Below are 13271 nucleotides of genomic sequence, written 5' to 3'. Positions count from 1 at the left end.
CGGGCGGCACCAGCAACGGCGCCGCCTACACCTACGCGGCGGTGCCGACACTGACCACTGTGGTACCCAACGTGGGATCGGTGACCGGCGGGACCACGGTCGTCCTCACCGGCACGAACCTGACCGGAGCCACCGCGGTGAACTTCGGTGCTACACCCGCGACCTCGTTCGTCGTGGACTCCGATACCCAGATCACCGCCGTCGCCCCCGCCGGGACGGCCGGAACGGTGTCGGTCACCGTCACCACCGCGGGCGGCACCACAAACGGGGTGTCCTACACCTACGTCGCGGTACCCACCCTCACCACGGTGGTGCCCAACACAGGTCCGGTAGCAGGCGGAACCACGGTCGTGCTCACCGGCACGAACCTGACCGGAGCCACCGCGGTGAACTTCGGTGCCACCCCGGCGACCTCGTTCACGATCGACTCCGCCACCCAGATCACGGCCATCGCCCCCGCCGGTGCGGCCGGATCGGTGTCGGTCACCGTCACCACCGCGGGCGGCACCACAAACGGGGTGTCCTACACCTACGTCGCGGTGCCCACACTGACCGCCATCGCCCCGAACGCCGGCCCGGTAGCAGGCGGGACCACGGTCGTCCTCACCGGAACCGCCCTGACCGGAACCACCGCGGTGAACTTCGGTGGCACACCCGCGACCTCGTTCGTCGTGGATTCCGATACCCAGATCACGGCGGTCACGCCTGCCAGGACGGCCGGGACGATACTGGTCACCGCCACCACCGTAGGTGGCACCAGCAACGGCGTCGCCTACACCTACGCGGCGGTGCCGACACTGACCACTGTGGTGCCCAACACCGGTCCGGTGACCGGCGGCACCACGGTCGTGCTCACCGGCACGAATCTGACCGGTGCGACCGCGGTGAGTTTCGGTGCCACCCCGGCGACCTCGTTCAGTGTCGACTCCGCCACCCAGATCACCGCCATCACCCCGGCCGGTGCGGTCGGAACGGTGTCGGTCACCGTCACCACAGCCGGCGGGACCAGCAACGGGGTTGCCTACACCTACGTCGCGGTTCCCACTCTGACCGCCATCGTCCCGAACGTCGGTCCGGTGGCCGGCGGGACGACAGTGGTGCTCACCGGAACAGGTTTGACCGGTGCGACGGCGCTGAATTTCGGTGCTACCCCGGCGACCTCGTTCGTCGTGGACTCCGACTCCCAGATCACGGCGGTCACTCCTGCCGGGACGGCTGGGACGGTACTGGTCACCGTCACCACCGCGGGAGGAACCGTCGACGGCGTCTCCTTCACCTACGCGGCGGTGCCCACCCTGAGTGCGGTCAGTCCGGCTTCGGGCACGGCGGCCGGTGGGACCACGGTCACCGTCACCGGGACGGCATTGACAGGTACGACGGCGGTGAATTTTGGTGCCACTCCGGCGACCTCGTTCGTCGTGGACTCCGATACCCAGATCACCGCCATCGTCCCCTCCGGCGCGGCCGGAACGATACTGGTCACCGTCACCACCCCGGGCGGTACCAGCAACGGGGTACCCTACACCTACCTCTGACAGTTGGTGCGGCCGGGCCGTCGGCAGGCGAATGCCTGCCGACGGCCCGGCCGCGTTACGGTCCAGAGTGTGGGGCCGTCATCATGGACGACCACTGCCAGGGTGCTCGACAATCCCCGGCTACGACAGCGCGATCGCGAGACGACCGCGCCGATGGGCCAGACATCCACGCCCGCCTACCCGCAGCCACCGACCCTGCGATCATCTCCGCAATCGAGGCATTCCTGTTCCGATCCGCCGAGATGATATACATCATCGGCAGCGACGGCTCCGACGAACCACACCACTGACCAGGGAAAACGGAAGTCGCACCCCTCCCTCACCAGTCATCCGCACTATCTCAGGGGTCCGGACTGGTGAGGTCGCGTATTCAACTCGTGTGTTTCTCTACCTCATAAATAGGTATACGCCGGGTGTGAACGATCGATGCGGGACTGGTACCGGCTCGACGAAGCTGGTTGCCGTGCAGGAAGCACAAACCCCGGTGTCGACACCACTGACCCCGGGGTCCGGCCTACCAACCAGAAATCCCGTCCTGATGTCCATCAACCCGTTCAGCATGTTCGGCTTGGTCGCCGCACTCGATGACCGCAACATCCAAGCCCACCTCACCGGCACCGTCGATGACTGCACGGTCTGCGCCACCGTGTCCGGCCCGAGCACCACCTGCCGCCGGCCACGCCGCCGAGATCACCCGCACCGCGCAGCGCCACTTGATAGCCACCGAAATCCTCGACCACCTCAGCGTCATCAGGCCCGTCAACGCCTGGTAACAGGGATTGCTGCCGACGACCGAGAGGCTCGCGCATGCCCAGGCAGCGCATGAATCGATAGACAGGTAGTAGCGTCGCGGCGGCGCTTGCGCTCCCGGCTGAGGTTGACCGAGCAACCGTTGCGCAACGCTACGTTGGGGCACTATGTTGCCGATGGCGCGCGCTGGAACTCCACCCCCGGGTCCGGCAGACGCAAGACGGTCCGGTATCGCAAGATCCCGGGCCGTCGTCCATTCCACTCGACCCGTTACCGGTGGTCGGACGAGCGCGGATCCTCGTCTATTACGGGACATGATGTCCAGAATCGGAGATCTCGGCCTCCCGGAGGGCCGCTTTTGGGGGCTACCGGAACATTCCGCGCCTATGTTCCTCAACCCCACCTCCCGGGGATCCCCGGAATGAGTCGAGCGCCTGAACAGGGGAAGAATCAGAGTGTGACTCGCAGGCCCCGGCCACGCCGTTGCGCGAATTGCCGGATACCGTTGCCCCGCGACGCGTCACCGAAGCGCCGCTACTGCTCCCCGCGCTGCGTCGCCCGCGCCTACCGAGCCCGCAAACCGCGGTCCACGAGCAGATGGTCGGTGCCGGACGGCAGACGTTGGCGGGCGAGGAACCGGAAATCGGGATCATCTGCCCCGGCTGCGGATGGCGCATACACCCGGACGGCCGACGGCTCCGAGCCGACGCTCGGCGTTGTTCACCCGCCTGCCGACAACGCGACTACCGGCAGCGCCACGGAGCCACCCCGACGCCCTACAAACGCCGCCGGCGGCACCGTCGCATGAAGAACGATGACCATGACGCAGAGCCGTAACGCTGTCACGCCTACCGTCATGATCATCGGGAGACCACAACTGTCTGATCCTTGGCGCCGGATCCTGGCCAGCTACACCACTACCCCCTACACGCCGCGTGCCCTTCCGGGTGAGACGTGGGACACGTTGTATCGGCGGCCTGTGTGCGGAGGTGTCCTTCCATGAGGTCAACGGACGACGGTTACGGAAGTGGCCCTTGTCGGTAACCGCTGCACTTCGTCCGTTCGACCCTGGACCTGCCGAGCCGGGCAGCGCATCGGCCGACCAGAGGCCGCCCGAGTTCACCGTCAGCATGTGGCCGGCCGACGGTCACCAGCGCCTATGGGTCGGTCGGGAAGCGTCGGCAGGTCGACATTGCCGGTTGTGGGTTCGCTCGGTGCTCTGGTTGCGCGGGTGCGGCAGGTAGGCGAGCAGTAGCGGGCGGGTCGTCCTCGGGGGTTGGGCGTGACCATGTTGTCGCAGTTAGGGCCGGCGCAGGGGTGGGGTTGGCTGCTGCGTGGCGGTTTGGCGACCGTGTGGCCGGGTTGTCGGGGTTCTACGGGGTAGCAGCCGTCTCGTTTCACCGGCGTGTGGTGTCGGTCGGGGTCGAGCCACAGTTGCTGGTGGTCACCGTGGTCGTCGACGACGAGGTAGGACTGCCATCCGAGTTCGGCCAGTTCCTCGCCGGTGAGTCCGCGTCCGGCGTGATACCGTTGTTGTATTCCACGCCGTGGGCTGTGCGGGTCCGGAAGCAGGGCTGTCCGGGCGCGGTGCCGCAGCGCAGGCACTGTTGGTTTCCCTCGCCGTAGAAGCCGTGCTCGGAACCTTCGCCCGTCGGCGGGGTGGGGAGGGCCGCGGGCTCGGGGGCATCGTGGTCCAGCGGAATCGCCTTCACCTCGCCGGTCGCGGGATCGATCCATTCGACCTGGATGAGATGCGCAAATCGTCGTCGTAGTTTCCACCAAGCACCGACGGGGCGGTCGGGGTCGGTCAGGGTGGCGTGGACGTAGTCGAACGAGACGGCATGGGCGGTGAGTTCGATGACCGTTCCGGCGACCCGGATCGTGGTGGTGGGCACGGTCAACGGGCATGCGGTGGCCGAGACCAGCCCGGTGGGCCCCAGCTCGACCAGCCATACCGACTTCGGTGGCTCGAAGTCGAGGGTTTTCGGTCTACCGTATGTACACATACGGCAACGGGGAGCCCGAATAGCGCACGTTCGAGGTCACGGCATGCGGCCAGTGCAGATCTCCGAGCGCTACATAGTCGATACCGGAGAACACATCGACCGGGATGGTCGAGCGACTGGTGACCCGCAGCCGGGCCACACCCCGAGCGGCCGGGTCGGCGACCGTGGCGTGCGCAAGGACAACCGAGCGAACCCCGGGCCTTGCGGCCAGGTTGTCGCGGATGCGTGTCATCGCCGCCCGAAAATAGTCGCCGGGCTCACGCTGCGACGGCAGCCCCAGATCGCGCCGCCGATACATCCGGTTCGGGATCCCGTAGAACACCACAGGACCGTATTCGTCCTCGATCTCGAGGGGGAACCCGATACCGGAGATCTCAGTCAGCAGGTGCAACCCTTCAGGTGCGGTGAAATACCGGTAGGCCCCAGCCGCGCAGCCGAATCGTGGTTTCCGGGGATGACCGCGAGCTCAGCGCCCGCTTCCCGGACTCGGCGAACGCCTCGAAACACACCGTGAGCTCGGCCTCGGTCGGATCCGGCTTGTCGAACACGTCGCCACTGATGACCACCACGTCCACCTGGTGCTCTTCAACCAGTGCCGCGATCTCCGAGAAAGCCTGGTGCTGAGCCGGTAGCAACGGAATCCCGCCCGCGACGAAGCCGATATGCCAATCGGAGGTGTGCAGGATCCGCATACTCGGCACGATATGCCCACCCACTGACAGAAATATGCTGCCCGACAAAGATATTCAAGCAGTTGGGGGTAGTCTGCCTGGCAGGCCGTTGCTGTGACGGCTCAGCTCCGCCGGTCGGTGCCCCACGCGCGCCCGGCACGAGGGCCAAGATCCCCCGGGTCACAGTCGAATCGACTCAGTATGTTGCCGTGATCGACCCTCACCACGGCGGGGGCGTGGGCCCTGCCGAGGAAGAGACCGTCATGGGATCCGACTACGGACCCAACCGCCACACCGCCCGCAAGAACGACGCCCGCGCGCTCGCAGCGCGCACCGGAATGCCCTATCGGGCCGCGCTGCGCCAGGTCACCCGGAACAACGAGCGCCGCGAGCCCCGGCATCGGTGGTTGCTCACCGACGAGGTGCGTGCGTGGTTCGCCGGCGAGGGGTGGCGCGGGGTGGGCTACCCGAACCTGTATGACTGGCTCGACATGGTTCGGCCGACCTACGACTGCGACTGGTGCGGCGAACTCGGCGACGCCCGCACCGTCGACTCGTCGATCTCTCTGCTCGTCACCGCCTACGATCCGGACCTCTCGCCGACCACCGCGCATATCGGGACCCGCAAATATCACGCCGCGTGCAAACCTTCGTCGATCCAATGGCTCGAGGGCGCCGATATCCCCTCCGGACCACAGATCATCACGCTGCCCGCCCACGCCAAGCCCGAGGTGGCCGGCGAATTCGAGCTGACCACGCGCGCGGTGCCGACCACCGGCCACGACGACGAGGAGGGGGACTGGGACCAGGCGGTGCTGCTGATCACGGCGCGCGTGACCGAAGACCACGACCAGGGCGCCCGGCCATGGCTGTCGGAGCTCGAGCTGTCTATGCGCGCCGCCGGGTTCGGCCACCCCGACAGTGTGTTGAGCACCCGGGAGACCGACTGGATCCTGCGGATCGTTGCGGACCATCCCTCGAGCGTTGCCCCGCAGTGGATCGGGGTTCCGGTAGTAATCGCGCGAAAAACAACGAAGTTGCCTTGACCAGCTGCGATGGCAGTTCCGGGGTGCCGGGTAGGTGAGTACCGTGATGCGGCGGGTGGTGCCGGAGAAGCCCTTGTCGATGAAGATCCGTTCACGCGGCACGGACCAACCCATTCGGGCCAGACGATCATTCACTACCCCTGCGACATCGTCCGCAGTAGCGACGGCAAGCCCGTCGCTACGGTCACCAGCACTGTCATGCTCCTGCGCGGCGGTCGTGCGGCCGGGCGCTGACGGACAAGCTTGCGCGGGCGAAGGTCTGGCTCGCCGCCCGGTATCAACCACATCCGCCGGAACGGCGTCAGCAACGTCCAGTCCTCCTACCCCTCGTCCTGGGAACAGATGGTCGTAGCCGATGGCGAAGGTGTTGTCGGACGGATCGACCACGACAGAGCGGCGGTCACCGACCCGCGGTAGTGGACGGCCGACCGGTATCGAGCATTCCGCATTGAACGCCTCGAATCCGGGGCCGCTGATACGCACAGTCAGGTCTGCGGTCTCTTCCTCCTCATCACCGCCGCGAATTTGTTGACAGCGAGGACTTCCGCCGTCGCCACGACCCCGACGGCCTGAAATCGGCGCTCGGTCCGCCGCCGGCCGTAGGTACTGACCGCAACACCGATCCCGATCGGGAAAGTGAAGATTCCCGCGCACAGGCCGTCGGCCCAAGAATCGCCGGCCAGCGCGCACAGCGGCCCGGTCAGGATCAGACCCGCCGCGATCACATAGGTGAACACCCCGGCAGCCGGACCGATCAGCTCGACCTGCCGCGCCCCCTCATCCTCACTACTGGACACTTCGACACCCTATCGGCCACCCAGATGCCCCGCACCGGCGCGACGAACGCGATATCGGCCGGGGTCAACGTGAAGAACCGGAACAACTCCTCGCGGCTCACCTCCGGAAACTCCCGCAGACGTGCCAACTCCTCGTCCGCGAACACCCGCGTCGCCACGAAACCCGACCTCCAGCACGCCGACCTACCTCATCGGCAGCCAAGCCAAACACCAAACACGCTGCCCCGCAGCCCGAACTGGCCATCGCCGCTGGTAAAGGCCACTTCGTTGTTTCCCGCGCGATTACTACCGGAACCCCTTTCATGGCTCCGCCATGTTTCGATCTGTGGCGGCTGAGCGTTGAACCCGAGGTCAGGCCAACGGGACATCGGGATCGAAGATCTTACACAACCGATAGCGCAGGCCGCCTGCCGGCCCGGTGCGCTCGGCGCGCCACCGATCATATTCGTCGAGTGTCAAAGCCAGATGGGGCATCCCGGGGCGCGAACCGTTGTGGGTGAACCTGTGCAATGCGGACCGGAAGCAGGCCTCGGAGTCGTCCTCGCGCTTCCCGGCGAAGCGCCGTGTGCGGGCGCCGTAGCGGACCATTCGGCAGTCGAGGCGGTGGACACTGCTGCCGGAAACCGCGACCGCATAACGGTCAGGATGTTGCAGGCGCGCGCGGCGGTCCGCGACCTGATCGAGAACGGCGCGCAGCTCAGGGGCGTTGGCTTCGCAACGAGGGCAATCGCCGAAGCATCGCAACGTTTCGGGCGTACAGGTCGAGGGGCTGCCATCGAGAGTTTCTGCCAGGGACTGCCGTTCGAGCTCCTTTGCGACGCCGACGAGAACTCACCGCATCTCGGCGATCTCGAGGTCACCGGCGGCCACAGCATCGAGTAGTTGCACCACTCCGGCCAGCTCGACGCTGGTGCCCCAGCCATCGACGTCGCGCCGTTCGGGCCGTATGTCCATGCTGTTGTAGTAGAAGCGCATGTCGGGAACGGTTTCCGCGCCGGCGTTGAGGGTGATCGTCACGACATCTATTCTGCTCATGATCCGAGTCTCGCCCATCCGGTCAGGTATGCGTAGAGAAGTCTCCCATTATCGGTTGAGAGGCGCTGATGCCACTCAAGTCAGCCACCGTGGTTGAGCGCGTCTGCGAGGCTGTCGGTAGCTCGGCGGAACTCCTGCCGGTCGGGCCGGTCGGCCGGCACGGACCCGCCCAGCGAGTGTTCGCCGGCCAAGTCAGCGTCGCCCGCAGGGGCCGGGGGTCCACTGGTGACCTCGCGAATCAACCGTCGCGTATTCGACGTGGCTGGGCCGGCCAGGCTTCACCGAACGTAGCCATCGTTGGGGGCATAGTGGCTGCGGGCCGGCCGTGGGGCATTCAGTGGCGGGGCGGCGCTTCTTCCCCTCCGGTGTGAAGGCGAAGGTGTCCGTGAACGGTCCCCTCCCGCAGCGGACGGCGAGGAGGATGGGCTCACTGTAGATCGGCGGCCAGGTCGACTCGGCGTCGGGGTCGGTCCCGTTCCAGAGATGGAAGAAGATCATCGGTTCGTCCACCTGGTCGGTCAGGTAGCCCAGAGTCTTCCCGAAGAAGGGATTGCTGCCGCCGAAGAGCACTGAAGGCGGGCCGAAGGTCTCGAGTGCCTCGCTGAGCAGGCGGTCTTGACCAACCCAGGTGCTTAGCTCCTGGCGTATGGACGCATGCTCCTCGGCCGTGAGGACTCGGTCTGCTTGCAGCCATCCGCGAGCATGGGCGAACTCCGCATAGACCGAGGCCGGGCCATGTTCGTCACTGTTTGGTAGCAGGGTCCTGAACGCTCCCGTCACACCGATCGAGGTGAAGGCGCCACGAGACTCCATCTCCCGGCGCTCTTACTCCCAGGCATGGTCCTGGTGTTCGGCGTAGACGAGGTGGTCGAGCAGCAGCCGAAGAGCTATCTCTCCGCCGAACATCCCGGGACGGCGAAGTGCCGAGTTGAGCCGGCCAACGAGGTAGTCGCGAATCTCGGTGGCGGAGCGTGGCCCGGAGGATGCTGTCATAACGCCATCTTCCCCTCAAATGATGTGAGGCTGGGGAGCCCCGCAGAGGCAGTCGGTGCATATGCGCTGCAGGCCGCCTGAGTGTCACCGGCCGTGGTCGTCGCCTGGTGTGTAGCGGCTCCAGGGGCTTCCGGCGTCGCGGGCGGTGCGGCTGGTCTGCTGGTCGGTGTAGCCGAGCATCCGGGCGATGACCGGCGCCGGAGCCTGAAGGACCAGGTGTCGGAGCGCAGCGGTCCGGCTGTTGAGGGCGGCGACTTGGTGGTCTCGTAGTCGCTTTCGACGGCGTCGGTGGTCATGGGCTGTCCGCCGCGGCGGCCGGGGAAGAGCCAGCGGGAGTCCTGGTTGGTCGCGGTGGTCAGGTTGAGGCGCTGGTCGAGGTGGCGCAGGAGCAGCGTGGCAAAGGGTTCCGAGACAGGTGTGGGTGGGGTCGCCGAGGCGGAGGCTGACGTGCCCGTCGTGTTGGTGATGGCGCTAGCTGAAGATCCCCCCTGTCGGGGTGCCGTTAACGACCGTGTCACCAGGTACATGAAGCCATGTTCGGCCAATGGCCGCGGGGATCACTCCTGTTCGGCCGTCGGCGTGAGGTAGCGGTGCAGCGATGTCTTCGGGATGCCGGCCTTGCTCATGATTTCGCCGAGGCTGTTGCCTTGTGCGCGGAGCAGTCGGGCGTGGGTGGCGCGTTCGGCGGTGAAGGTGCGTTCCATTTCGGCGAACAGCGCGAGCAGCAGGAACGCGATGCGGGCCATGCCTTCATCGGTGGTGTTGATCGGGACCGGGGTCGGCCAGGGTGCGCACCCCGATTCTCTTCTCGCCGAGGTCGTGGACGAGGTTCAGCACTTCGCGCAGGTTCCGGCTGAGCCGGTCGAGTGTGTAGGCGGCGATGATGTCGCCGGGACGCGCGTATTCGAGCAGTTTGGTCAGGCCGGGCCAGTCGACCGTGGCACCGGTCTTCTTGTTGATAGCTTCTCGACAGACCCAACTGCACGTAGCGGTTATCCATGAACGTATTCGATACCGCCTCGGATACCGTTCAATTGCCCGAACTCACCGTCGCTACTCTCGCGAATTGCATGAAATTGGGGCTGAATAGTTCCGTTCGGGAATCATTCGAAATAGTACAAACGCGATAGCGATTCGTCCAGATCCCGCAAACAGCGACTCGCCGATTTGTGGAACGTCCGGCGGTCCAGCCGGGACCGCAGGATCGTCCACGTCTGGCTACGCGAGTACCGCACCCCGGTCACCATCTCGATCACCTCGGCCACCCGCGCCGGTGTCCACATGTCGGTGGCGAACCCATTGGCCTTGGGCCCCTTGGCCAATGCGGCCTCGACCTCACCGAGATCGGTATCGGTCAGCCGAGGCCGGCGACCCGCCCGGCCTGCACCGGCCAGCCCGTCACGACCCTGCGCGATCCACGTCTTGTGCCATCGCGATGCCGTCTGCGCCGACACCCCGAGTTCGACCACCACATCGATCTGCCGCCTACCAGCGGCGAACATCTCCGCCGCCCGCATCCGACGCTTGCGTAGCGCGTCGAAGTCCCGGCGTGCGGCGACACGCTTCGGTTTTCGTGTCTTCTTCCGCTCACTCGGCGGTGGTGACTGTTCCGGCACACCCCGATCCTGCTACATGCCAGCATGATCCACCCGAAACGACTCACCCAAAAACCGGAAGATCTTTAATCGGTAGGTCCGACCAGCAGACGCTCCAGAGTCGTGGTGTGTTCGGAGTTCTCGTCGACACGGACGACTGCCACGAACTCGCGACCACCGACACGCTGCTGTAGAAGACCCCAATAGTGTGCGATATACCAACCCGCCCCCGCAGTGCCGCGTGGACCAATGCCTCCGCAATATATCCGGTATCGGTCGGGGTGTAGGTTGGGGCTCGGTCGCACCCGCCCGATGATGCCTGTGCTGTGACTGCTGCTCGAGTCGTAATGTCTTCCATCGGTCAGCTGCACATGCTCCAGAAGGGTGCCATCCATGGCAGTGCTTTCGTAGATGGTAAACAGTGGGCATTCGGCACTTTCGACATACTGGTGGATGCAGTTGTTGCCGCGCAGCCCAAAGCTGATGTATGGCAGATCACTGTGCGCGACGGCTTCGCAGTCGCTCCGGACGTAGGTCTGAATGTCTGTGTACCGCCAGAGCAGGGACAAGACATACAACAGTCCTCGAATATCGTTCTCCGGCAGAATAACCGGTATGTCCATGTGCTGTCGGTTCGTGAACGCAGTGTCCTTCTTCCCGAAAACATGTCGGCGGGGAATACCCGCTGCCCGGAGCGCGTCCACGGATTGCCCGGTCAGCTCGAACGTCGGGTATACCAAGGTCGCTCCATTGGCGACCATCTCGGATCCGAGGAACTCCTCGAGTCGGACATTGGACCCCGACAGACCTACTCGATGCGATCGAGCGGTAACCGACGCCGAGTCGACCCTCTGGAACAGTTCTTCGACCGTCCAGTTCGGAAACATCTTCTCCAACACCCGGCAGTGGTAGTGACGGGGAATCCCGATCATTCGGCCCGATAGCCATTGGTAGTATTGGGCCTTAGCGGGCCCATGACCGGGGGGGATGGGTGGGTCGAGCTGCGCCGCGCATCTATCATACGCGGCCAGGAAATCCGGATGACTCTTGAGATGCTGTTCCGCCAGTAGCATCTTCAGCACGGTCGCCAACGAAACCCCTTTACCCCTGCAGCCTCCGTCTACGGTTACGAAGACTCTCTTGCTACTCACTCAACCGCAGCGAGACCGGGCCGTCGGCAATGACTCGTCGATGGGCCAGTCGGTCAGCCGTCAGAAGTAGGTGTAGACAGTGCCGTTACTGACACTTCCCGCTGTGGTGGCTGTGATCTGTACGGTTCCCGTCCCTGCCGGAGAGACCGCGGTGATCTGGGTCGAGGAGTCGACGGTGAACGACGCCGCTGGCGTACCACCGAAACTGACCCCGGTGGTTCCCGTCAGGCTCGTTCCAGTGAGAACGACCGCCGTCCCACCGGCCTCCGGTCCCGAGCTGGGAGAGACAGTGGTCAGGGTGGGGACCGCCGCATATGTATAGGCGACCCATTACTGGTCCCACCTGAGCCGATAACGGTGACCTGCACCGTACCAGTCGGACCGGTGGGGGCGATGGCCGTGATCTGGGTAGGGGAATCGAGGGTGAAGGTGGTTGCGGTGCTGTCGAATCGGACAGTTGTGGGACCGGTGAAACCGGTGCCGGTTATCGTCACACTCGTCCCCCCATCGTGGGCCCTGAAGTTGGGGAGATGGCAGTGATGGTAGGCATGGGGTTGCCTCCTTGTCGCTGGTGATACTTCTCTGCTACACCAGGCAGTTGCCCGGCACTGATAGCGGCCCGCTCTTTCCATTAAGACCTCTGGACCGGCTGCTGGGCAATGCGTCCAGCGATCCGTTTTCGTCCGTTTTCCGCACCATTAGCCGGTGTCGAAGCCGTGTCTGCGTCCGCTCGGCCGCACTATCGCACGGCGCCTGTGGCTTGCGATCCGGAGCATGGCACTGGACATGGGAACTGACGTCGGATTCGGGCCGTTCGAGGCCATTGCCACGGCCCTGGCGCGGTACGCCGGTAGTCGATGGGCTGCGCGGCAGACACAGGTTGCCGCTGGAGCCTGTGCTGACGAAGCCGAGGCTCGCTGAGATGATGATCGCTCGGATCCTGGATGCCGGAGTGGACTCCGGGTGGGCAGCCGCGGACGCTGCCTATGGCCGAGACGGTCGGTTCCGGGCATTCTGCGAGGCCCGTCGGCTGTCCTACGTTCTCGAGGTGCCGGTCCGGCAAACCGCGCAGACCTCGACGGCCGCCGCCGCCGCGTCGACACCCTCGTCGCCCGAGCGCCCGCACACGCTTGGCAGCGGGTCTCGGCCGAGCTGGGCGAGCGCGGCGAACGTGAATACGATTTGCGGACTTGGTAGTGGTCCAAACCGCATTGGTCTGTGGCAGCTTGGAAGCATTCCTCGACCGCACCCGGCGACGGTGACGGCCACGACTTGTTCCCGCTCGATCGAGTGAGAAATCTCGTCGTGAAGTGCGGGGCTGTGACCGGCTGTTCTGAGAACATGTCTTGTCTTACGGTGAGATCGAGCTGAATATGACCAGCGGCCTGATCATTGGCTGCGGCATACCAGTGGGGCAGCGGGTCTCGCGATCCAAGGACACGGGGCATCTTCTGTCGGGCGATCGGCATCAGCTCGGGGAACAGGTGCTGTGGGTAGCCAGCGCGCTGAACAGCTACCGGACGTGCCCGGACACGGATTCAAACCGGACGAAATCGGACCCGGGGATGTATTGCCGAAGTGCCTGCGCTGGAGGGTTACTGGGATGAGCGGCTGTACCGGCTGTGCCTGTGCTGCTGCGGGAGCCCCTTTTCACTGGTCACAAGTAGAAGGCAAGAAACATGGCGCCTGTCG

At 65.2% G+C, this 13271-nt stretch carries 17 protein-coding genes; 3 read left to right on the top strand and 14 right to left on the bottom strand.

The features are described 5' to 3' along the window. A partial coding sequence (locus ON20_RS27195; protein ID WP_040840250.1) for a beta strand repeat-containing protein occupies nt 1–1535 on the top strand: 1535 nt, incomplete at its 5' end. A 2147-nt stretch (nt 1536–3682) separates the two neighbouring features. Here the strand turns inward: ON20_RS27195 and ON20_RS33525 are convergent. The 3 genes from ON20_RS33525 to ON20_RS33515 are packed head-to-tail and all read right to left on the bottom strand — an operon-like array spanning nt 3683 to nt 4983. After that, nucleotides 3683–4291, bottom strand: coding sequence for a hypothetical protein (locus ON20_RS33525; protein WP_051163433.1), 609 nt, complete (start codon nt 4289–4291; stop codon nt 3683–3685). Beyond that, on the bottom strand, nt 4275–4682 hold the full coding sequence (locus ON20_RS33520; RefSeq protein ID WP_051163431.1) for a metallophosphoesterase family protein: 408 nt from the start codon (nt 4680–4682) through the stop codon (nt 4275–4277). The genes ON20_RS33525 and ON20_RS33520 overlap by 17 nt, the downstream gene beginning before the upstream one ends. A gap of 4 nt (nt 4683–4686) precedes the next feature. Further along, nucleotides 4687–4983: a metallophosphoesterase family protein gene (locus ON20_RS33515; protein ID WP_157229053.1), complete on the bottom strand. Its 297-nt coding sequence runs from the start codon at nt 4981–4983 to the stop codon at nt 4687–4689. Nucleotides 4984–5171: 188 nt separating this feature from the next. Between ON20_RS33515 and ON20_RS27175 the strand changes: the two genes are divergently transcribed. Then, nucleotides 5172–6008, top strand: a complete 837-nt coding sequence (locus tag ON20_RS27175) for a hypothetical protein (RefSeq protein ID WP_157229052.1) — start codon at nt 5172–5174, stop codon at nt 6006–6008. Between the two features lie 485 nt (nt 6009–6493). Here ON20_RS27175 and ON20_RS27170 read toward each other — a convergent pair whose 3' ends face one another. The 11 genes from ON20_RS27170 to ON20_RS40715 all read right to left on the bottom strand — a co-directional run bounded on the left by ON20_RS27170 (nt 6494) and on the right by ON20_RS40715 (nt 12211). After that, complete coding sequence (locus ON20_RS27170; RefSeq protein WP_157229051.1) at nt 6494–6805, bottom strand: hypothetical protein; 312 nt, start codon at nt 6803–6805, stop codon at nt 6494–6496. Between the two features lie 351 nt (nt 6806–7156). Further along, entirely contained in the window at nt 7157–7279 is a 123-nt protein-coding gene (locus ON20_RS40040) for a hypothetical protein (RefSeq protein ID WP_281032919.1), read from the bottom strand. 357 nt (nt 7280–7636) lie between these two features. After that, complete coding sequence (locus ON20_RS27155) at nt 7637–7840, bottom strand: hypothetical protein (RefSeq protein ID WP_157229050.1); 204 nt, start codon at nt 7838–7840, stop codon at nt 7637–7639. Between the two features lie 192 nt (nt 7841–8032). Then, the gene (locus ON20_RS37695) at nt 8033–8653 is read right to left on the bottom strand and encodes a hypothetical protein (RefSeq protein WP_174361946.1); all 621 of its coding nucleotides are present in this window, start codon (nt 8651–8653) and stop codon (nt 8033–8035) included. Nucleotides 8654–8665: 12 nt separating this feature from the next. Further along, on the bottom strand, nt 8666–8833 hold the full coding sequence (locus ON20_RS37690) for a hypothetical protein (RefSeq protein WP_174361945.1): 168 nt from the start codon (nt 8831–8833) through the stop codon (nt 8666–8668). 557 nt (nt 8834–9390) lie between these two features. Continuing rightward, nucleotides 9391–9579 carry a hypothetical protein gene (locus ON20_RS38200; RefSeq protein ID WP_051163426.1) on the bottom strand — a complete coding sequence of 63 codons (189 nt, stop codon included), beginning with the start codon at nt 9577–9579 and terminating at the stop codon, nt 9391–9393. A gap of 4 nt (nt 9580–9583) precedes the next feature. Continuing rightward, complete coding sequence (locus ON20_RS40725) at nt 9584–9841, bottom strand: recombinase family protein (protein ID WP_438803445.1); 258 nt, start codon at nt 9839–9841, stop codon at nt 9584–9586. Between the two features lie 95 nt (nt 9842–9936). Beyond that, entirely contained in the window at nt 9937–10449 is a 513-nt protein-coding gene (locus tag ON20_RS27140) for a helix-turn-helix domain-containing protein (RefSeq protein WP_218002655.1), read from the bottom strand. 65 nt (nt 10450–10514) lie between these two features. Next, nucleotides 10515–11519, bottom strand: coding sequence for a hypothetical protein (locus tag ON20_RS27135; protein WP_157229049.1), 1005 nt, complete (start codon nt 11517–11519; stop codon nt 10515–10517). 120 nt (nt 11520–11639) lie between these two features. Further along, nucleotides 11640–11876: an IPT/TIG domain-containing protein gene (locus tag ON20_RS40720; RefSeq protein WP_218002656.1), complete on the bottom strand. Its 237-nt coding sequence runs from the start codon at nt 11874–11876 to the stop codon at nt 11640–11642. Beyond that, nucleotides 11873–12211 carry an IPT/TIG domain-containing protein gene (locus tag ON20_RS40715; protein WP_368853939.1) on the bottom strand — a complete coding sequence of 113 codons (339 nt, stop codon included), beginning with the start codon at nt 12209–12211 and terminating at the stop codon, nt 11873–11875. Before ON20_RS40715 ends, ON20_RS40720 begins: the two co-directional genes overlap by 4 nt. A 290-nt stretch (nt 12212–12501) precedes the next feature. On the opposite strand from ON20_RS40715, the gene ON20_RS41145 reads away from it, so the two are divergent. After that, nucleotides 12502–12873, top strand: a complete 372-nt coding sequence (locus ON20_RS41145) for a transposase (RefSeq protein WP_157229048.1) — start codon at nt 12502–12504, stop codon at nt 12871–12873. Nucleotides 12874–13271 lie beyond the last annotated feature (398 nt).

Origin of the sequence: Nocardia brevicatena NBRC 12119 (assembly GCF_000308495.1) — a bacterium.
In the GTDB taxonomy this organism is placed as follows: domain Bacteria; phylum Actinomycetota; class Actinomycetes; order Mycobacteriales; family Mycobacteriaceae; genus Nocardia; species Nocardia brevicatena.
Note: the sequence above shows the minus strand (reverse complement) of the source record. Positions and strands in the feature narration are given on the sequence as shown.